Below are 19,751 nucleotides of genomic sequence, written 5' to 3'. Positions count from 1 at the left end.
CCCCCGGGGGCCTGCGGGCCGGGAAGGCTGTTTCATGGATTTCGGACCCTACCTGATGCTCGCCGTGCTGGAAGGCGCGGTGCTGGCGGCGGTGCTGGCGCTGATGGCGAGCGGGCTCAGCCTCGTCTTCGGGGTGATGCGCGTGGTCAATGTCGCGCATGGAGAATTCTACATGCTGGGCGCGGTGCTGGCCTGGGCGGTGACGACGCTGCTGGGGGCGGGGCCGGTGGTGAATTTCATTGCCGCCCTGATCATCGCGCCCCTGCTGGTGGGGGCGATTGCGGCGGCGGCCGACATGGTGATCCTGAAGCGCCTCGACTATGATGCGGAACGCACCATCGTGGCGACGATCGGGCTGCTGTACATCATCCAGCAGCTGACGCTGATGACCTATGGCGCCGATGCGCGCCCCGTGGTGGCGCCCTTTAACACCCGCATCGCGCTGCCTTGGGTCGAATGGGGCGAGGGGGGGCTGTCCTTCTATTTCCCCTGGGGGCTGTCGACCACCAGCTACAAGCTGTTCGTGATCGCCGCCGCCGTGGTGCTGATCGTGGCGCTGAAACTGTTCATGGCAAGGACCCGCGCCGGGCTGATCATGCGCGCGACCCAAGGGGATCGCGACATGGCCACCGCCTTCGGCGTGCCGGTCGAGCGCGTCTATGCGCTGGTCTTCGGCGGCGGTGCGGCGCTGGCGGCGCTGGCGGGGGTGCTGATCGTGCCGATCCAGCAGGCGCATTACCTGATGGGGGGCGATGCGCTGCTGTTGTCGTTCATCGTGGTGATCATCGGCGGCCTTGGCAGCCTGACGGGCACCATCGTCGCCGCCATCCTGATCGGCCTGTCGGACGGCATCATCAGCGTCTTCTTCACCCCGACGCTGGCCAAGATGATCGCGACGCTTGCCGTGGCGCTGGTGCTGGTCTTCCGGCCTCAGGGCCTGTTCGGAGCCAAGGCAGGATGAGCCGCCGCGACCTGACGCTGCATCTGGGGCTGGTGGCGGTGCTGTTCGCGCTGAACTTCGTCCTGCCCGCCTATCACCATGGCATCCTGGCGCGGATCATGGTGCTGGCGGTCTATGCCATCGGCTACAACATCGCCTTCGGCTATACCGGGCTTCTGTCGCTGGGCCATGCGATGTTCTTTGGCGCGGGGCTCTATGGGATGGGCCTTGCGGGGCTGCATTTCGGGGTTCCGGCCTTTCCGGCCTTCCTGATCGGCACGGCCTGCGGGGCGGGGCTGGCGCTGGTGGTGGGGCTGCTGGCGCTGCGCACCCAAGGCGTCAGCTTCATGATCGTGACGCTGATGTTCGCGCAGGTGGCCTATCTGGCGCTGCTGTATTTCGGCACCTTCACCCATGGCGACGACGGCTTTGTCGTGCCGGATGCCAGCCGCACCCTGCTGGGCTGGACCCTCAGCGACGAGGGGGTGCGTTATCTGGTGGCCTGGGCGCTGTTTTCCACTGCGCTGCTGTTCAGCCTGTGGCTGGTGCGCCAGCCCTTCGGCCGCGTCCTGATCGCGCTCCGCGAGAACGAGGACCGCGCCCGCCTGCTGGGCTATGACACGGGGCGGCGCAAACTGGCGGCGCTGGTCATCTCGGGGGCGGTTTCGGCGGCCTCGGGGGCGGGATATGCGGCGCTCTTTGGTTATGTGGGCGCGACCTTCGCGGGGGTGCAATATTCGATCTTCGCGCTGCTGTGGGTGCTCTTGGGGGGCGCGGGCACGGTGCTGGGGCCCTTCGTCGGCACGCTCTTCATGTTCTACCTGATCGACCTGGCCACCGGGATCACCGATGCCTACATGCTGATCGCGGGGGTGGCGCTGGTGGCGCTGACGCTGTTTGCGCCGCAGGGCATCGTGGGCGAACTGCGCCGCCGCCTCTGGAGGGACCTGCCGTGATCCTGACCACCACCGCGCTTGGCAAGCAGTTCGACGGGCTGCGCGCCAACCATGCCATCGACTTTGATCTGGCGCAGGGCGAGATCCACGCCCTGATCGGCCCGAACGGCGCCGGCAAGACCACCTTCGTGTCGATGCTGATCGGCAGGCTGGCCCCGTCCGAGGGGCGGATCACCTTCGATGGCCGCGACATCACCGGGCTGCCGGCGCACCGGCGGGTGGCGCTTGGCATGGCCTACACGTTCCAGATCACCTCGGTCTTCGGGCGTCTGTCCTGTGCGGAAAACGTGGCGCTGGCGGCGCGGCGCCGTCTGGGGCGCGACCGCTCGGCGGTTGCCGCCGCCGTCACCCGGGCGCTGGCGCAGGTGGGGCTGGGGGATCGGGCCGCGGACATCGCGGGGGATCTCTCCTACGGGCACCAGCGCCTGCTGGAGATCGCGATGGGCCTGGCCCAGACCCCCCGCCTGCTGATCCTGGACGAGCCGACACAGGGCCTGGCGGAATCCGAGGTCGCGGCCTTCAAGGCGCTGATCCGGGGGCTGGTGCCCGACACCACCGTCCTGTTGATCGAACACAACATGTCCGTCGTCATGGAACTGGCCGATCGCATCACCGTTCTGAATTTCGGCGAGGTCCTGGCCCGCGGCACCCCCGCGCAGATCCATGCCAACCCGGCTGTGCAGGCCGCCTATCTGGGAAGCAGTGCCGATGCTGGACATTGAGGGGCTGAGCGCCGGTTACGGCGGCGCCGAGGTGCTGCGCGGCGTCCATCTGCGCGCCGCACCCGGCCAGATCACCGTGCTGATGGGGCGCAACGGCGCCGGCAAGACGACGCTGATGAAGGCGATCATGGGGCTGGTGCCCGCCCGCGGCGCGATCCGGCTGGATGGGGATGAGCTGACGCGCCTTCCCGCCCATCAGGTGCCGCGCCGGGGGGTGGGCTATGTGCCGCAGGGCCGCCGCCTGTTTGCCGAGCTTTCGGTCGAGGAGAACCTGCAGATGGGGCTGGGCGCCGGGCCCGCGCAGGGCCGCGCCCAGACCCGGGCCGAGATGCTGGCGCTGTTCCCGCGGCTGAAGGAACGGCTGCACCAGCGCGCGGGCACCCTGTCGGGGGGCGAACAGCAGATGCTGGCCACCGCCCGGGCGCTGTGCCTGAAACCAAAGCTGCTGCTGCTGGATGAACCGACCGAGGGGCTGCAGCCCTCGATGATCGAGGCGATCCGCCAGGTCATGCTGACCATGCGCGACCGTGGGTTGGCGGTGCTGCTGGTGGAACAGCGCATCGACGCGGTGCTGGGGCTGGCCGATCAGGTCAGCGTCATCGAGATGGGCCGCAACGCCGAGGATTTCACCCGCGACCAGCTGATCACGGGCGAGGCACGGCTGCGCGCCCATCTGGGGGTCTGACGCGCGGCCCGCCCCTCAGCAAAGCTTGCGCAGCAGCTCCAGGAACAGCGCCTGTTCCCCCGCATCGAGGGGGGCCAGGGTTTCCTCGGAAATCGCGACGCCGGTGCGCGCCTGGCGTTCATAGAGCGCCAGCCCCGCCTCGGTCGGCATCAGGTAATGGCGGCGGCGGTCCTCGGGGTCGGGCAGGGCCGTCACCAGATCGCGCGCGCGCAGCCGGTCCGCGACGCCCTTCACGGTCGCCGCATCCATCCCCGTGGCGCGCCCCAGGGCATTCTGCGAGGTCGGCCCCAGCTCGCACAGCTTGGCAAGGGCCGCGAATTGCGTCGAGGTCACCTCGGGCAGCATCTGCGCGAAGATGGCCAGGTGCCGCTGCGAGGCCCGGCGGAGCAGAAAGCCCACCTGTTCCTCCAGCCGGTAGGCATTTGCTGCCTGTTCCTTGAACTCATGATGCATGAACTTGGTATCTCCGGCCCTGCGGCGATTGGCAAGGCGGAAAGAATTTGACAGCGCCTCGCGGGCTTCCCAAAATCCGTTTGCATACGAACAAACTTGGGCGTCGAAGGAGGTCCCATGGCCAGCGGTGAAAAGATCAGGTGCGATGCCTGTCCGGTGATGTGCTACGTGGCCGAGGGCCGCACGGGGGCCTGCGACCGTTATGCCAACGAGGGCGGACGGATCGTGCGCTGCGATCCCGTGACGGTGCTGGACCGGCGCCTGGCCGCGGGCCAGGAGGTGCGCCCCTTCCTGCGCGCCGACTGGGACGGAGAGATGATCGCGGGCGAGGACCTGTTCGTCTCGGGTCTGGGCGCGGGGACGACCTATCCCGACTTCAAGCCCGCCCCCTTCATCGTCAGCCGCGAGATCGAGGGCGTCGACACCGTGACCGTGGTGACCGAGGCGATCTATTCCTACTGCGGCGTCAAGGTGAAGATCGACACCGACCGGCACCTGGGCGACGAGGCCGCGCGGGTGCTGTCGAAGGGCGAACCGATCGGCCATGTGACGACGGGCGAATACGGCTCTCAGATGCTGTCGCTGGGGGGGGTGGATCACCTGACCGGGGGCTCGAAGGCCGAGGGCCGCGCCACTTGCGACACGCTGATGGCGCTGTGCAATGGCGAGGCGGTCGAGCTGCAGATCGAGGGGGGCTCTTCGGTCATCGTGCAGGCGGGTCAGCCGCCCATCGTCGATGGCACCCCCGAGGTGCGGATGCGCGTCGGCTGCGGTTCGGCCACCATCGGGATGTTCGCGTCGCAATGGCAGGGGCTGGTGGACGAGGTGGTGGTGGTCGATGACCACATCACCGGCGTCGTGTCGGAACACCAGGCCGGCAAGGTCATCGGCTGGCCCGACACCGGGATCCGCATCAAGGGGCGGCGCTCGACCCCGGGGCGGTATTTCCAGGTGGCGGAACCGGGGCTTGGCTGGGGCGGCACCGATATCCAGGATCCGCTGACGATCCTGGGCCCCTGGCTGGAAAAGAAGGGCGCAAGGCCGGGGCTGTCGCTGCTGATGGTTTCGACCACGGGGGAACATGCGGAATATTTCGTCCTCGACGACGATCTGGTGCCACAACGCCACGAGATGCCCGAGGCGCTGCGCCCCAGTGTCGATCTGATCGCCGAGAACTGCGAACCGGCGCTGTGTTCGGTGATGTTCTGTGCCGGCGCGGGGGGATCTCTGCGTTCGGGCGTGACGCGGAACCCGGTGCGGCTGACGCGGGCGGTGCATGACGGTTCGGTCAAGGTGACGCTGGGGGGCGCAGAGGCCTTCCTGTGGCCCGGTGGCGGCATCACGGTGATGGTCGACGTGCTGACGATGCCCGGCCAGAGCTTTGGCTATGTGCCGACGCCGGCGCTGGTGGCGCCGCTGGAATTCACCATGGCGCGCGACCTTTACGTGGCGCTTGGCGGCCATGACGGCGCGGTGCGCCCGATCGGGCAGGTGCTGGCAGAGGGCGGCGAATACGGCGACAGCTTCCGCAGCCTTGGCCTTGGGGCCCCCCGGGCGGCGGAATGAACGGCGCGCAGGCGGCGCTTTTGCCCGATGGGCAGCGGTTGCACCTGCACGAAGGCCCGATCGACCTGATCCTGTGGGCCGAGGCGCCGGTGCGTCCCGGCGCCTACCGGGCGGCGATCAACCGGTTCGAGGGTCTGCTGGCCGGGCTGGCGGCCGAACTGCCCGAGCTGCGCCGCGAGGGCGGCCAGCCTCAGGGCGTGGTCGGCCGTCGCATGGCCGCTGCCACATCGCCCTATGCGCCGCAGTTCATCACCCCGATGGCGGCCGTCGCCGGTGCCGTCGCCGAGGAGATCCTGCAGGCCATGGCGGCCGATGCCCCATACGCCAAGCTCTGGGTCAACAATGGCGGCGACATCGCCTGGCAGATCCACGAAGGCGAGATGCGCCTGGCGATGGAGGGGGGCATGGTGGCGGTGCCAGCCAGCAGTCCCTGGCGGGGCTGTGCGACGTCGGGGCGGAGCGGACGCAGCCATTCTCTCGGGATTGCCGATGCGGTGACGGTGCTGGCGCCCCGGGCCGCGATGGCCGATGCGGCGGCGACGATGATTGCCAATGCGGTCGACCTGCCCGGGCATCCCGCCATCACCCGCACCCCGGCTTGCCTGCTGTCGCCGGACAGCGACCTGGGGGATCGCCTGGTCACCACGGGGCTGGGCCCGCTGTCCGCCGCCGAGGTGGCTGCCGCGCTGGAGGCCGGCGCCCGCCATGCGCGGACCCTGCTGGCGCGGGACCTGATCGGTTCCGCGCATCTGTCGCTCGACGGTCGCAGCCTTCAGGTCGGTGCCCTGCCGACACTTTCTGCCTGAGCCGAGGCGCCGCCCCGGCATCGAGCCGGGCCGTCGCCTGCCGTCTCCTGCGGAGCCGGCCGCCCAGCCTTTCATCTTTCCCCTAAATATGCCCGCCGGAGGCAGCGGCCCGGCAGGGCCGCTTTCCGCTATCCTGCCTGGATCGCCCGGTCGATCTGGCGCAGGAAGGCCGTGACCAGCCGCAGGTTCGGGCAGTCGATCCCGTGGCTTTGCGCCACCGACAGAGGGGCGGCAAAGATCGGCTCGACCTCCAGCGGGCGCCCGGCCTCGACATCCTGCAGGGTCGAGGGCTTGAAGGGCGCGCCTTTGCGCACCTTTTCCAGCCGGGCCGGGATGTCCATCTCGAAGGGCATCCCCTCGGCCGCGGCAATCGCCATGACCTCGTGCATGATGGCCACCGACAGGGCCGACAACGCCGGATCCTGCATCATCATGTTCATCGGCGCCCGGGAAATCGCGCAGACCGAATTGGTCGAGGCATTGGTCAAAAGCTTGTGCCAGAGGGCGCCGCCGAAGGGATCGGAACGCTCGATCCTGAGGCCCGCCGCCTGCAGCAGCGCCTGCAGCCGGTCGACATCGGGGTGCGGGCCGGGGCCCAGCCGGCCGATGTCGAAATAGCCGTCGATGTCGATCTTGACCACGCCGGGCTGCGGCTGGCGCACCCCCAGATAGGCAATCGCCCCGATCGCGCGCGCGGGCCCGATGGCAGACCACAGCACGCCACCCGGGTCGACCTCGGACGCGCCGCGCCGGCCGCCCTTGCCGTCGCTGATCGGGTACCACCAGGGCAGCCCGTTCACCACCGGCAGGATCCGCCCGCCGGGGGCCAGCAGCCGGGCCAGCTTGTCCGCCATCGGCGGGATCTGGTGCCCCTTCAGCGCCGTGATCACGATGTCCTGCGGCGGCAGCGTGTCGGGATCGTCGGTGGCCTCGACCCGGGCCACCACCTCGGGGCCCTCGGGCGGCTGCAGGCGCAGCCCATCGGCCCGGATCGCCGCCAGCGTGGCCCCCCGCGCCACCACCGACACGCCCGACACCAGCGGCCCGCCCGCGATCTGCGCAATCCGCGCGGCCAGCGTGCCGCCGATGGCACCCGCGCCGACGATGCAGACCGACAGCGGGCGGTCGGGCAGGGGGGGAAGGGGGATCTGGGTCATCGGGGCTCTCCGTCGGGGCATTGCAGGGCGGCAGCGTTTCACGCCCCGGCCCGGACGGCAAGGCCGCAGGCCCGACAGGGGCGCCCCGGCCAGACCTGCGCCAAACATGGACTTGACAGCGCCCCGCTTTGATCGGATGAAGTCGCAGTTGAGCGTGGCGCAAGGCGCCCGCGACACCGGGCCGGATCTTCCGGCCGCATGAGGAGGCGACCGGCCCAGGCCGGTCAGAACGCCGGTACCCCCGGCAGGGAACGCGGATAATGACCGTGCAACGATGGCAAGGCTGGACCCTGACCTGGCGATGGTAACCCCGTCGTCCCGTTGACCCTTTCCCCTTTTGGCGGCCCGGCCTCTGGCCAGATCCCTGCACACCTGCACCCGGCCCCGCGTGGACCGTGCCGCCCCGCAACAGAGACCACCCGAGATGACCGACCTGACCTTCCAGACCAAGGGAGGCGTCACTGTCTCCCGACGTGAACTGCCCGCAACCTATCTGACCGACACCCAGAAGCTGGCCGAGAAGCTCGACAGCCACCGTGGCGTGCTGCTGTCGTCGAATTACGAATATCCCGGCCGCTACACCCGCTGGGATTTCGGCTTTGCCGAGCCGCCGGTGATCATCGAGGCCCGTGGCCGCGCCCTGCGCATCGGCGCGCTGAACGCCCGCGGCGCGGTGCTGCTGAAGATGATCGGCCCCGCCGTCACCGGCCTTGAAGCCGTCGAGACGGCCGAGGTCTCGGACACCGACATCCTGCTGCAGATCCGCACCCCCGAACGGGTCTACAACGAGGAAGAACGCTCGCGCGCGCCGTCGGTCTTTTCGGTGCTGCGGGCGATCGTGGCGCTGTTCTTCTCGGACGAGGACGGCCATCTGGGTCTCTATGGCGCCTTCGGCTATGATCTGGCGTTCCAGTTCGAACCGATCACCTTCAGCCTGGAACGTCCCGCGGACCAGCGCGACCTGGTGCTGTTCCTGGCCGATGACATCCTGGTGGGCGACCACTATTCGACCTCGGCCACGCGCTACCGCTACGAATTCTCGATGGGGGATCTGACCACCGCCGGGACCGAAGCCGCCTGCCAGCCCGAACCCTTCCGCCGGGGCCCGGAAAACCTGCCACGCGGCGATCACGAGCCGGGCGAATATGCCAAGCTGGTCGTCGATGCCAAGGAAAGCTTCCGCCGCGGCGACCTGTTCGAGGTCGTCCCCGGCCAGGTCTTCTACGAGGCCTGCAAGGACAGCCCCTCGGCGATCTTCGGGCGGCTGCAGCAGATCAACCCTGCACCCTTCGGTTTCATCATGAACCTCGGGGAACAGGAATATCTGGTCGGCGCCAGCCCCGAGATGTTCGTGCGCGTCACCGGGCGCCGGGTGGAAACCTGCCCGATTTCCGGCACCATCAAGCGCGGCCGCGACGCCATCGAGGACAGCGAGCAGATCCTGAAGCTGCTGCAGTCCAAGAAGGATGAATCCGAACTGACGATGTGTTCCGACGTCGACCGCAACGACAAGTCCCGCGTCTGCGAGCCGGGATCGGTGCGCGTCATCGGGCGCCGCCAGATCGAAATGTATTCCCGCCTGATCCACACCGTCGATCATATCGAGGGGCGGCTGCGCGCCGGCATGGATGCCTTCGACGCCTTCCTGTCGCATGCCTGGGCGGTGACGGTGACCGGGGCGCCGAAACTCTGGGCCATGCGTTTCATCGAAACCCATGAAAAGAGCACCCGCAAATGGTATGGCGGTGCGGTGGGCGCGGTGCAATTCGACGGCTCGATGAATACCGGCCTGACCCTGCGCACCATTCGCATCAAGGATGGCGTTGCAGAAGTGCGCGCGGGGGCCACGCTTTTGAATGACTCCGATCCCGATGCGGAAGAGGCGGAAACCGAACTGAAGGCCAGCGCGATGCGCGCCGCCATTCGCGGTGACATCCGCCCCGAGGAAAGGGAAGCCGGTTTCGACAAGCCTGCCGCCGGGCAGGGGCGCCGTATTCTGCTGGTCGATCACGAGGATAGTTTCGTGCATACGCTGGCGAATTACTTCCGCCAGACCGGGGCGCAGGTCCTGACCACCCGCAGCCCGGTCGATGACCGTGTCTTTGACGAATTCGGGCCGGATCTGGTGGTGCTTTCGCCGGGGCCGGGTTCGCCTTCGGATTTCGGCTGCGCGCAGACGATCCGCAAAGTGCTGGACCGTGATCTGCCGCTATTCGGCGTCTGCCTGGGGCTGCAGGCCATTGCCGAGTATTTCGGCACCACCCTGCAACGCCTGGACGAGCCGATGCATGGCAAGCCCTCGCGCATTCGCATCACCCGCCCCGGCACGGTCTTTGCGGGGATGCCCGAGGAGGTCACCATCGGGCGCTACCACTCGCTACATGCCCCTGCCGACAGCCTGCCGGAACACCTTTTCGTGACCGCAACCACCGCTGACGGCGTGGTCATGGGCATTGAACATCGGGACAGGCCCATTGCCGCGGTGCAATTCCACCCGGAATCGATCATGTCCCTTGGCCAGTCCGCCGGGATGCGAATGATCGAAAATGTCGTGATGACGCTGGGGAAAGTTTCAGCGCCTGTCTGAATTGGCGCTATTTGGCGTCAGATTTATGAAAAGTTAATTGCCGGCGGGTTTTCAACCTGCCGGCGTTTTCTTAATAGGAACAGCTTCTTCCGAAATTGACGAAGACTCGGCTCGGCATTCTTTTGCCGATGTATGTTAGGAATTCATTGACGCCTTTATGGTTGATTGGATTAATTTCCCGGAGTATCGGAAACGCGGGAAATGAAATTACGGCCTTTCCCGGGAAGTCGAAAAAGGAAGCATGGACATGCTGGATCAGGACCTGGACGTGATGTCCCTCGGTGAATTGAAGAAGCTGCAAGGCAAGGTCAGCACCGCGATCAAGACTTATGAGGACCGTCAGCGCAAAATGGCGCTGGCCGAACTGGAGGCAAAGGCGGCTGAATTGGGCTTCAGCCTTTCCGAGCTGACGGGCGCCCCGGCGCGCAAAGGCAAGGTCAATCCGCCGAAATTCCGCAATCCGGAAGATCCCACCCAGACCTGGAGCGGCCGTGGTCGCCAGCCGGGTTGGGTCAAGGATGCCCTCGGCCGGGGCGAGAACCTGGACGAATACCTCATCGTCAAGTGACCGGGCGCGCGACCGGCGGCGCAGCTTCACTCCCTGTCGTTTCCGGACGCGTTTTCGGACAGAGGCCCGCAAGGGCCTCTTTTCATGTCTGACTGCCGGGAAGGCCGCGCGCTGTGGCCGCCGAACTGGAAGGGGAAAGGCGGTGGACACCCGCCCCCCGGCCGCGCGATGCCAGTGCCAGTGCCAGTGCCAGTGCCAGTGCCAGTGCCAGTGCCAGTGCCAGTGCCAGTGCCAGTGCCAGTGCCAGTGCCAGTGCCAGTGCCAGTGCCAGTGCCAGTGCCAGTGCCAGTGCCAGTGCCAGTGCCAGTGCCAGTGCCAGTGCCAGTCGTGTCCGGGTCGCAGGGCGCGGCGCCCGGCTCTGCCGAAGGGAATGCGACGGGCTCCGTCCGGGGGCGGGGCGTATGCCTGTCGCATGCGGCGCCCCGGTCGATCGGCAAGGCGTCGCGGCGGGCAACCCCTGTCGCCAAGCCGTGGCCGGAGCGGGCCTTGGGGGACGGCACCGGTTTTCGATTTTGCAGGCGCGCCGGGATGCATGGGGCAGGTGCGGGGCGATGGGCGGCCTTGGATGACAGGGCAGGCACGGGCCTTTGGACCCTCGCCACAATCGGGCCGCTCGGCGTCACAGGGGGCTTGCGGCGCCTGAGGGGCAGTGGTCGCCGGTGGGACCGGCACCGGCCTGCCATCCGGGGATCATGCCTGCCGGGAGATCGGCATTCGATGCCGCCGGGTCACCCTGTGACGCGCCCATGCAACCCCCGGTGGCGCGATGCGTGACGCCGCCCCGGAATGCCACCTTATTGGCCGCTCTGCATTTTCTTGCTGCCGCCACGGCATCGCGCGGCTTGTGTGCTGCGCGTGGGGCGGCGCAGGGTGGCCCCGGGCGCATCGCGCTGCCTGCGATTTGCCCCCGATGCTTCTTTCTTGCGCGCCCCGGACCCGATCCGGGACCGTTTTCGCCCCGGTGCAGGCCCTTGCCCCGCCGGGCCAGACCGACAGACCCCAGGAGCCCCCGATGCCCGTGATCGATCACATTCAGGCCTTTGCCGATGACCTGACCGCCCTGCGCCGCGATTTCCATGAACACCCCGAGCTGGGCTTTGAAGAGGTCCGCACCTCGGGCAAGGTGGCCGAGCTGCTGCAAGGCTGGGGCATCGAGGTCACCCGCGGCATCGGCAAGACCGGGGTCGTCGGCGTGCTGGAGGGCGCGCGCCCCGGCCGCACCATCGGGCTGCGGGCCGACATGGATGCGCTGCCGATCCATGAACAGACGAACCTGCCCTATGCCTCGAAGACGCCGGGCGTGATGCATGCCTGCGGTCACGACAGCCACACCACGATGCTGCTGGGCGCCGCGCGCTACCTGTCCGAGACCCGCGATTTCGCCGGCCGCGCCGTCTTCATCTTCCAGCCCGCCGAGGAAGGCCTGGGCGGGGCGCGGGCGATGATCGCCGACGGCCTCTTCGACCGCTTCCCCTGTGACGAGCTGTACGGCCTGCACAATTCGCCCTTCCACGATCCCGGCGTCATCGGCATCAAGCCCGGCACTGCCATGGCGGGGGCCGATTTCTTCGACATCCGCATCACCGGTCTGGGCAGCCACGGCGCCCGGCCAGAGGGCTCGAAGGATCCGGTGGTGATCGGCGCGGGCATCGTGAAGGAAATCCAGGGCATCGTCTCGCGCAACCTGTCGCCGCGCAAATCCGCCGTCGTCTCGATCACCCAGTTCCATTCCGGTTCCGCCTATAACGTCATCCCCGAGACCGCCGAACTGTCGGGCACCGTGCGCTATTTCGACCCCGAGGACGAACAGCTGATCGCCACCCGGATGCGCGCCATCTGCGCGGGCTTCGCCATCGCCCATGACTGCGAGATCGAGGTCGACATCCGCAACGTCTTCGACGTGCTGGTCAATGACGAGGCGCGCTCGGCCGATCTGCTGGCCGGCGCGGCCGACATCGTGGGCGATCTGGCGGGCTACAAGGACGAGATCCAGATGGGATCCGAGGATTTCGCCGACATGCTGCGCGTCGTGCCGGGGGCCTATTGCACGCTGGGCCACGGGGGCTCGGTCGCGCTGCACAATCCCGCCTTCGTCTTCGACGATGCCGCGCTGCCGGTCGGCGCCAGCTTCCTGGCCCGCATGGTGGAAACCCGTGGCGCCCTGCCGGAGGCCGCGGAATGAGCCTCGATCTGACGGATATCCAGGGGCTGCTGGCGCGTCTGCCGCTGTCGCAAGAGCGCATCATCGCCGGGCTGAAGCCTTGGGTCGAATGCGAAAGCCCCACCTATGACCCCGAGGCCGTCGGCCGGATGATGGATCTGGTGGCCTATGACTGCGCCGAGATGGGCCTGAGCGTCGAACGCCTGCCGGCGCGGGGCGGTGTCGGGCCGTCGGTGCGCGCGGTGCTGCCGCATCCCAAGGCGGGCACGCCCGGCATCCTGGTCAGCGGCCATTTCGACACCGTGCATCCCTTGGGCACGCTGGCGCAGAACCCCTACCGGGTCGAGGGCGACCGGCTCTATGGCCCCGGGGTGCTGGACATGAAATCCGGCAATTACATCGCGCTTGAGGCCCTGCGCGCCCTGCTGGCCGAGGGCGTGATGCCGCCCCTGCCGGTCACCTTCCTGTTCACCCCCGACGAAGAGATCGGCACCCCCGTCACCCGCGCCCTGATCGAGGCCGAGGCCCGGCGCAACCGCTATGTCCTGTGCCCCGAACCGGCGCGCGAGGGCAATGCCGTCACCACCGGCCGCTACGCCATCGCCCGCTACGAGATCACCGCCCATGGCCAGCCCAGCCATGCGGGGGCCAAGCTGAAGGCCGGGGTTTCGGCGGTGCGCGAACTGGCGCAGCGCATCCTTGAGATCGAGGCGATGACCAGCGACAGCTGCACCTTCTCGGTCAATGACGTGACCTCGGGGCGGTGGGTGAACTGCGTGCCCTCGCACGCCCGGGCGCAGGTGCTGTCGATGGCCAAGACGCAGGCGGATCTGGATGCGGGGACGGCGGCGATCCTGGCGATGTCGGGCCTGCGCAACGGCGTGCGCTTCGAGGCGCACGAGACCGTCACCCGCCCGGTCTGGACCGAGGGGGATGCGGGGTCCGTGGCGCTATATGACCGCGCGGTTGCGATCGCGGCGGGCATGGGGCTGCCCTTGCCCGGGGGATCCTCGGGCGGGGGGGCCGACACCAACTTTACCGGTGCGCTCGGGATTGCGTCGCTGTGTTCGCTGGGACCGGCGGGGGACATGTACCATACGCTGGAGGAACACCTGCTGATCCCGACGCTGCTGCCGCGTACCCGCCTGCTGGCGGGGCTGTTCGCGACGCTGGGGGATCTGGCATGAGCGCCACGCTGTCGCCCGACCTGCTGGCGCCCTTCGCCCCGGCCGAGGCGCTGCTGGCCCTGCTGCACAGCGGCCGCCTGAGCGCGGTGGCGCTGATGGCGCGGACCTATGACCGGATCGAGGCGATCAATCCGCAGGTCAATGCCATCGTCTCGTTGCGGCCCCGGGCCGAGATGCTGGCCGAGGCCGAGGCCGCCGATCACGCCATTGCCGCCGCGCGGGCGGCGGGGCGGGCGCCCGGGGCGCTGGCAGGGCTGCCGCTGGCGGTCAAGGATCTGGCGCTGACGAAGGGGCTGCGGACGACCTTCGGATCGCCGCTGTTCTCCGATTTCATCCCCGGGGACGATGCGCTGGTGGTGGCGCGGATGCGGGCCGCCGGGGCGCTGATCCTGGGCAAGACCAACACGCCGGTCTTCGGGCTGGGATCGCATACCACCAATGCGCTGCACGGGCCGACGCAGAATGCCTTCCTGCCGGGGTGCAGCGCGGGCGGGTCCTCGGGCGGGGCGGCGGTGGCGGTGGCCACGGGGATGCTGCCGCTGGCGGATGGCAGCGATTACGGTGGATCGCTGCGCAATCCGGCCGCCTGGAACAATATCTTCGGGCTGCGGCCGACGCAGGGCCGGGTGCCGCATCTGCCCTCGACTGACGTGTTCCTGTCGCAGATGGGCACCGAGGGGCCGATGGCGGGCACGATCCGCGACCTGGCGCTGCTGCTGGACGTGCAGTCCGGTCCCGATCCGCGCGCGCCCTTGTCGCCGCCGGTGGTGCCTGTGCGCCCGGCGCTGGAGGCGGGGCCGCTGAGCGGGCTGCGGCTGGGCTGGCTGGGCGATCTGCAGGGCCATCTGCCGATGGAGGGGGGGATCCTTGCGACCTGCGAGGCGGCGCTGGAGCGCGCGGCCGATGCGGGCCGGATTCGGTTGACGCGCCCGGGCCCGGGGTTTGATCCCGCAGCGCTGTGGCGGGCCTTCGTGGTGCTGCGGCAGTTCGCGGTCGGGCCGCAGGTGGCGCCGCTTTGGGCGGATCCGGTGAAGCGGGCCGGGCTGAATGCGCAGCAGCTTTGGGAATACGACGGCTTTCTGGGGCTGAGTGCCGCGGATGTGGCGGCGGCGGGGGCGGTGCGATCAGCCGTCTTCGGGCAGGTGATGGTGCTGTTTGGCGATCACGACCTGCTGGCGCTGCCTGCGACGCAGATGCATCCCTTCCCGGTGGGCTGGGACTGGCCGCAGGAGATCGCGGGGCGCCGGATGGACAGCTATCACCGCTGGATGGAGGTGGTGGCGCTTGGGACGATGGCGGGCTGTCCGGTGCTGGCGGTGCCGGCGGGCTTTCACGGTGCGGCGCCGGTGGGGCTGCAGATCATCGCCCGGCCGGGGGCGGAGGCGCAGCTGCTGCGCTTCGGGCTGGGTTGGGAGGCGGCGCTGGCGCAGCCCACCGGCAACCGGGGGCATTGGGCGGAGGTCGGGTGAGGGGGCTCTGCCCCCGCGCCTGGCGGCGCTCCCCCGAGGTATTTGGAACAAGAAAATGCGACGGGTTGCGGGGGCGGGCGCGGGGCGTTAGGCGGGGGTATGGGCGAGTTGACGACATTTGACGGCGTGATTTCTGACCGGGGGTCGAAATATGCCGTGTCGGGCGGGCCGGCGGCGAGCCGGGCCGAGGCCGAGGCCATGCTGAAGGCGCTGAAGCGGAAGAAGAAATTCGCCAAGGCCACGCATAACACCTGGGCGCTGTTGCTGCCGGGGGAGCCGGTGAAGGCCGATGATGGCGAGGCGGGCGCGGGCATGGTGATCTTGCGGATGCTGGAGCGCGCGGCGCTGGAGAACCATGTGATCGTCGTCACCCGCTGGTTCGGCGGCACCCATCTGGGCGGCGACCGCTTTCGCCATGTGCAGGAGGCCGTGCGGATCTACATGGCCGAGATCGGCGTGGCACCTGTGGCCGAGTAGGCCAGGGTGTGATCAGGGTTCGAGCATCCGGGTGAAGAGGGTGACCAGGTAGGCTTCGGCTTCGGGGAAGGGATCGGCCTTTTCCGGCCCGAGGACCGCCCGGACCTGGACGTCGAAATCCGCGTAATGCTGGGTCAGTGACCAGATCGAGAAGATCAGGTGATGCGGATCGGCGGGCGCCAGGCGCCCCTCGGCCATCCAGCCGGCGATGACGGCGGCCTTGCAGTCGACCAGATCCTTCAGATCGGTTTCCAGCAGCGACAGGATGCGGGGCGCGCCCTGGACGATCTCGTTGGCGAAGAGGCGGCTTTCGCGGGGGTGGTCGCGGCTCATCTGCAGCTTGCGGCGCAGGTAGGTCAGGATCTCGTCCAGGGGGTCGCCGTCGTCCTTCATCTCGCGCAGCGGATCCAGCCAGGTGTCCATCAGCATCGACAGCAGATGGGTATGGATCGCCTCCTTGGAGGGGAAGTAGTAGAGCAGGTTCGGCTTGGAGAGCTTGGCCTCTTTCGCGATCTGGTCGACCGTCGAGCCGCGGAAGCCATAGGTGGAAAAGACCGACAGCGCCGCTTCTGAGATCCGCGCGATGTTCTTCTTCTGGATTCGGGTGCGGGGCACGGGCTTGTCCATGGCCATGAAAAGTCCTCAAGAATGGTCCGGAAGTCCCGGCTTTTCATCGGTTTTCGGCAGGGCAGTCCAGAGTTTCGGCGGCCCGGAAAGCAAGATGCCGCGAGATTGGGCAGATGCCTCGGCCGCAAGGCGGGGGATCTTGACACCCGGGGGCGAATTTCTTGACTGCCCCCTTGCCTCTGCTAGCGTGGCTTTGACCAAAAGGTCAAAAGGATTTTCGGACAGCGACGGAGACAGGCCATGCCCGCACCCGGGGAAAACATGCGCATCAACGGTGAGAGACTCTGGGAGAGCCTCATGGAGATGGCGAAATGCGGGCCGGGCATCGCTGGCGGCAACAACCGCCAGACGCTGACCGACGCGGATGCCGAAGGGCGGCGTCTGTTCCAGTCCTGGTGCGAGGCCGCCGGCTGCACCATGGGCGTCGACAAGATGGGCACCATGTTCATGACCCGTCCCGGCACCGACCCCGAGGCCCTGCCGGTCTATGTGGGCAGCCATCTGGACACCCAGCCGACGGGCGGCAAGTACGATGGCGTGCTGGGCGTTCTGGCGGGGCTGGAACTGGTGCGCACCCTGAACGATCTTGAGATCAAGACCAGGCACCCGATCGTGGTGACCAACTGGGCCAACGAGGAGGGTGCGCGCTTTGCCCCTGCCATGCTGGCCTCGGGCGTCTTCGCAGGCGTGCATTCGATCGACTATGCCTATGGGCGCACCGATCTGGAGGGCGCCAGCTATGGTGCCGAGCTGGAGCGCATCGGCTGGAAGGGCGAGGAAGAGGTGGGCGCGCGCAAGATGCACGCCTATTTCGAATACCATATCGAGCAGGGCCCGATCCTGGAGGCCGCTGAAAAGCAGATCGGCGTTGTCACCCATTGCCAGGGCCTGTGGTGGCTGGAATTCACCCTGACCGGGAAAGAGGCGCATACCGGCTCGACCCCGATGGCGATGCGGGTGAACGCGGGCCTGGCCATGAGCCGCATTCTGGAGATGGTCCAGGAGGTCACCATGGGCGAGCAGCCCGATGCGGTGGGCGGTGTCGGCCAGATGAAATTCACGCCGAACTCGCGCAACGTGCTGCCGGGCAAGGTGGTCTTCACCGTCGATATCCGCACCCCCGACCAGGCCAAGCTGGACCGGATGCGGGCGGCGATCGAAGCCCGCGCGGCGGAGATCTGCGCCGATCTGGGCGTGGGCTGTTCGGTCGAGGCAGTGGGCCATTTCGATCCCGTCACCTTCACCCCCGAACTGGTGGCGCGGGTGCGTTCGGCCGCGGAAACCCTGGGCTACAGCCACATGGATATCGTTTCGGGCGCCGGGCACGATGCCTGCTGGGCGGCCAAGCTGGCGCCCACCACGATGATCTTCTGCCCCTGCGTCGATGGCCTGAGCCATAACGAGGCGGAAGAGATCAGTTCCGAATGGGCCGCCGCCGGGGCCGACGTTCTTCTGCACGCCGTGCTGGAGACCGCCGTCATCGTCGAGTAATCTTCGCCCCGAAACATCGAAAGGACAGGGGACAGCCATGGTCAAGCGCGTGACGGGACGGGGGATCGGGATCCTTGCGGTAACGGTGCTGGCCCTGGTGCCCTGCCTGGGCGCGGCCGCTTCGCAGAATGCCGCCGCGCCCGCGCCGCAACCGAAGGCCACGCCGCTTGTCTGCGACGTGAAGACCGTCTGCTACATGCCCCTGGTCCCTCAGGAAACCGACCGGCTGCTGCCGGCGGCCCCGGCGGCCGAGGCCTGTGCGGGCACATGCGACAGCAAGGACAACAAGGAGCCGGCTGCGGGCCAGCAAGCCAGCTGACCGGCCCGCCGGGGCGGGGCTCCGGCACCAGGCAAGGGAGCCAGACATGACCAAGGTGATCAAGGGTGGCATCGTCGTCACCGCCGACCGGCAGGTCGAAGCCGACATCCTGATCGATGGGGAAACCATCAAGGAGATCGGACCGGACCTGAAGGGCGATGACTATATCGACGCCTCCGGCGCCTATGTCATCCCCGGCGGCATCGACCCGCACACCCACCTGGAAATGCCCTTCATGGGCACCACCGCCGCCGAGACCTTCGAGACCGGCACCTGGGCCGCCGCTGCCGGTGGCACCACCATGGTCATCGACTTCTGCCTGCCGGGCGCCGATGGCAGCATCAAGAACGCGATCAACGAATGGCACCGCAAGTCGGCGCCGCAGATCTGTTCCGACATCGGCTATCACATGGCGATCACCGGCTGGAACGAGCTGATCTTCGACGAGATGAAATATGCCGTCGATGCGGGCGTGAACTCGTTCAAGCATTTCATGGCCTACAAGGGCGCGCTGATGGTCGAGGACGACGAGATGTTCGCCTCGTTCTCGCGCTGCGTGGAACTGGGCGCGCTGCCGATGGTCCATGCCGAAAACGGCGATCTGGTCGACCTGATGCAGAAGAAATTCCTGGCCGAGGGCAAGACCGGCCCGGAATGGCACGCGCGCTCGCGCCCCCCGGAATTCGAGGGCGAGGCCACCAACCGCGCCATCACCGTGGCCGATGCCGCCGGCACCCCGCTTTACGTCGTCCACGTCTCCTGCGAACAGGCACACGAGGCCATCCGCCGCGCCCGCCAGAAGGGGATGCGCGTCTATGGCGAGCCGCTGGTGCAGTTCCTGACGCTGGATCATGACGAATACCTCTCGACCGACTGGGACCATTCGGCGCGCCGCGTGATGTCGCCGCCCTTCCGGGGCCGTGAATTCCACGACAGCCTCTGGGCCGGCTTGCAATCGGGATCCCTTCAGGTCGTGGCCACCGACCACTGCGCCTTCACCACCGAGCAAAAGCGCATGGGCCTGAGCGATTTCACCAAGATCCCCAACGGCACCAATGGGCTGGAGGAACGCCTGGCGGTGCTCTGGACGCAAGGGGTGGAAACCGGCCGCCTGACGCCCGAGGAATTCGTCGCCGTCACCTCGACCAACATCGCGCGGATCTTGAACATCTATCCGAAGAAGGGCGCGCTGATGCCCGGCGCCGATGCCGATATCGTGGTCTGGGATCCGAAGATTTCGAAAACCATCTCGGCCTCGAACCACAAGTCGATCATCGACTACAACGTCTTCGAGGGCACCAAGGTCACGGCCCAGGCGCGCTACACGCTGTCGCGCGGCGAGGTCATCTGGGCCTGGGGTCAGAATTCGCAGCCCCAGCCCGGCCGTGGGCGCTTCGTGCCGCGCCCGGCCTTCAATTCGGCCGCGAAGGCGCTGTCGAAATGGAAGGCGCTGAATTCGCCGCGTTCGGTGGTGCGTGATCCGCTGAACATCCCCGCCGGGATCTGATCCGACGGCCCGGTCCCGCCAGGGGCCGGGTCTTCCGCGGCCCGCCCCGGCCCGGACCACGCCCATGCGGCGA

Annotated in this window: 18 protein-coding genes; 15 read left to right on the top strand and 3 right to left on the bottom strand. The window is 68.0% G+C overall.

All coding sequences use genetic code 11. From position 1 onward, the window contains the following. Positions 1-34: 34 nt before the first annotated feature. Genes AC2ITM_RS11625 through AC2ITM_RS11610 form a run of 4 tightly spaced genes read left to right on the top strand, consistent with a single transcriptional unit; the run spans position 35 to position 3,303 of the window. Positions 35-961: a branched-chain amino acid ABC transporter permease gene (locus AC2ITM_RS11625; protein ID WP_486466810.1), complete on the top strand. Its 927-nt coding sequence runs from the start codon at positions 35-37 to the stop codon at positions 959-961. Next, positions 958-1,896, top strand: a complete 939-nt coding sequence (locus tag AC2ITM_RS11620; protein ID WP_486466809.1) for a branched-chain amino acid ABC transporter permease — start codon at positions 958-960, stop codon at positions 1,894-1,896. The genes AC2ITM_RS11625 and AC2ITM_RS11620 overlap by 4 nt, the downstream gene beginning before the upstream one ends. Then, the gene (locus AC2ITM_RS11615) at positions 1,893-2,618 is read left to right on the top strand and encodes an ABC transporter ATP-binding protein (protein WP_486466808.1); all 726 of its coding nucleotides are present in this window, start codon (positions 1,893-1,895) and stop codon (positions 2,616-2,618) included. The genes AC2ITM_RS11620 and AC2ITM_RS11615 overlap by 4 nt, the downstream gene beginning before the upstream one ends. Then, entirely contained in the window at positions 2,605-3,303 is a 699-nt protein-coding gene (locus tag AC2ITM_RS11610) for an ABC transporter ATP-binding protein (RefSeq protein ID WP_486466807.1), read from the top strand. The genes AC2ITM_RS11615 and AC2ITM_RS11610 overlap by 14 nt, the downstream gene beginning before the upstream one ends. A gap of 15 nt (positions 3,304-3,318) precedes the next feature. On the opposite strand, the gene AC2ITM_RS11605 is transcribed toward AC2ITM_RS11610, so the two are convergent. Continuing rightward, a complete protein-coding gene (locus AC2ITM_RS11605) occupies positions 3,319-3,756 on the bottom strand; it encodes a MarR family winged helix-turn-helix transcriptional regulator (protein WP_486466806.1) in 438 nt (145 codons plus the stop codon). A 117-nt stretch (positions 3,757-3,873) separates the two neighbouring features. Here AC2ITM_RS11605 and AC2ITM_RS11600 point away from each other — a divergent pair, with 117 nt between their 5' ends. Together AC2ITM_RS11600 and AC2ITM_RS11595 are read left to right on the top strand one after the other, a co-directional pair. Next, positions 3,874-5,322 (top strand): 6-hydroxynicotinate reductase, encoded by a 1,449-nt coding sequence (locus AC2ITM_RS11600; protein ID WP_486466805.1) that lies wholly within the window; start codon positions 3,874-3,876, stop codon positions 5,320-5,322. After that, positions 5,319-6,128: a UPF0280 family protein gene (locus AC2ITM_RS11595; RefSeq protein WP_486466804.1), complete on the top strand. Its 810-nt coding sequence runs from the start codon at positions 5,319-5,321 to the stop codon at positions 6,126-6,128. The genes AC2ITM_RS11600 and AC2ITM_RS11595 overlap by 4 nt, the downstream gene beginning before the upstream one ends. 128 nt (positions 6,129-6,256) lie before the next feature. On the opposite strand, the gene AC2ITM_RS11590 is transcribed toward AC2ITM_RS11595, so the two are convergent. Continuing rightward, entirely contained in the window at positions 6,257-7,285 is a 1,029-nt protein-coding gene (locus tag AC2ITM_RS11590; RefSeq protein ID WP_486466803.1) for a ketopantoate reductase family protein, read from the bottom strand. A gap of 424 nt (positions 7,286-7,709) precedes the next feature. On the opposite strand from AC2ITM_RS11590, the gene AC2ITM_RS11585 reads away from it, so the two are divergent. The 6 genes from AC2ITM_RS11585 (at position 7,710) to AC2ITM_RS11560 (ending at position 15,734) form a co-directional block, all read left to right on the top strand. After that, positions 7,710-9,872, top strand: a complete 2,163-nt coding sequence (locus tag AC2ITM_RS11585; RefSeq protein WP_486466802.1) for an anthranilate synthase component I — start codon at positions 7,710-7,712, stop codon at positions 9,870-9,872. A gap of 247 nt (positions 9,873-10,119) precedes the next feature. Then, positions 10,120-10,440, top strand: a complete 321-nt coding sequence (locus AC2ITM_RS11580) for an H-NS histone family protein (RefSeq protein WP_486466801.1) — start codon at positions 10,120-10,122, stop codon at positions 10,438-10,440. A gap of 1,012 nt (positions 10,441-11,452) precedes the next feature. Next, positions 11,453-12,622: a M20 aminoacylase family protein gene (locus AC2ITM_RS11575; protein WP_486466800.1), complete on the top strand. Its 1,170-nt coding sequence runs from the start codon at positions 11,453-11,455 to the stop codon at positions 12,620-12,622. After that, positions 12,619-13,788 carry a M20/M25/M40 family metallo-hydrolase gene (locus AC2ITM_RS11570; RefSeq protein WP_486466799.1) on the top strand — a complete coding sequence of 390 codons (1,170 nt, stop codon included), beginning with the start codon at positions 12,619-12,621 and terminating at the stop codon, positions 13,786-13,788. The genes AC2ITM_RS11575 and AC2ITM_RS11570 overlap by 4 nt, the downstream gene beginning before the upstream one ends. Beyond that, positions 13,785-15,257 carry an amidase gene (locus tag AC2ITM_RS11565; protein WP_486466798.1) on the top strand — a complete coding sequence of 491 codons (1,473 nt, stop codon included), beginning with the start codon at positions 13,785-13,787 and terminating at the stop codon, positions 15,255-15,257. The genes AC2ITM_RS11570 and AC2ITM_RS11565 overlap by 4 nt, the downstream gene beginning before the upstream one ends. Before the next feature lie 99 nt (positions 15,258-15,356). Further along, positions 15,357-15,734 (top strand): YigZ family protein, encoded by a 378-nt coding sequence (locus AC2ITM_RS11560; protein ID WP_486466797.1) that lies wholly within the window; start codon positions 15,357-15,359, stop codon positions 15,732-15,734. A gap of 12 nt (positions 15,735-15,746) precedes the next feature. Here the strand turns inward: AC2ITM_RS11560 and AC2ITM_RS11555 are convergent, their stop codons facing one another. Then, positions 15,747-16,361: a TetR family transcriptional regulator C-terminal domain-containing protein gene (locus AC2ITM_RS11555; RefSeq protein WP_486469424.1), complete on the bottom strand. Its 615-nt coding sequence runs from the start codon at positions 16,359-16,361 to the stop codon at positions 15,747-15,749. Positions 16,362-16,601: 240 nt separating this feature from the next. On the opposite strand from AC2ITM_RS11555, the gene AC2ITM_RS11550 reads away from it, so the two are divergent. Genes AC2ITM_RS11550 through hydA form a run of 3 tightly spaced genes read left to right on the top strand, consistent with a single transcriptional unit; the run spans position 16,602 to position 19,678 of the window. Then, entirely contained in the window at positions 16,602-17,852 is a 1,251-nt protein-coding gene (locus AC2ITM_RS11550; protein ID WP_486466796.1) for a Zn-dependent hydrolase, read from the top strand. Positions 17,853-17,889: 37 nt separating this feature from the next. Beyond that, a complete protein-coding gene (locus tag AC2ITM_RS11545) occupies positions 17,890-18,171 on the top strand; it encodes a hypothetical protein (protein WP_486466795.1) in 282 nt (93 codons plus the stop codon). Positions 18,172-18,217: 46 nt separating this feature from the next. Beyond that, positions 18,218-19,678, top strand: coding sequence for a dihydropyrimidinase (gene hydA / locus AC2ITM_RS11540; RefSeq protein ID WP_486466794.1), 1,461 nt, complete (start codon positions 18,218-18,220; stop codon positions 19,676-19,678). The last annotated feature ends 73 nt before the right edge of the window (positions 19,679-19,751 follow it).

This window comes from Pseudooceanicola sp. NS-SX9 (genome assembly GCF_057380705.1).
The sequence above is the reverse complement of the archived record's forward strand: the minus strand, read 5'-3'. Positions and strand labels throughout refer to the sequence as shown.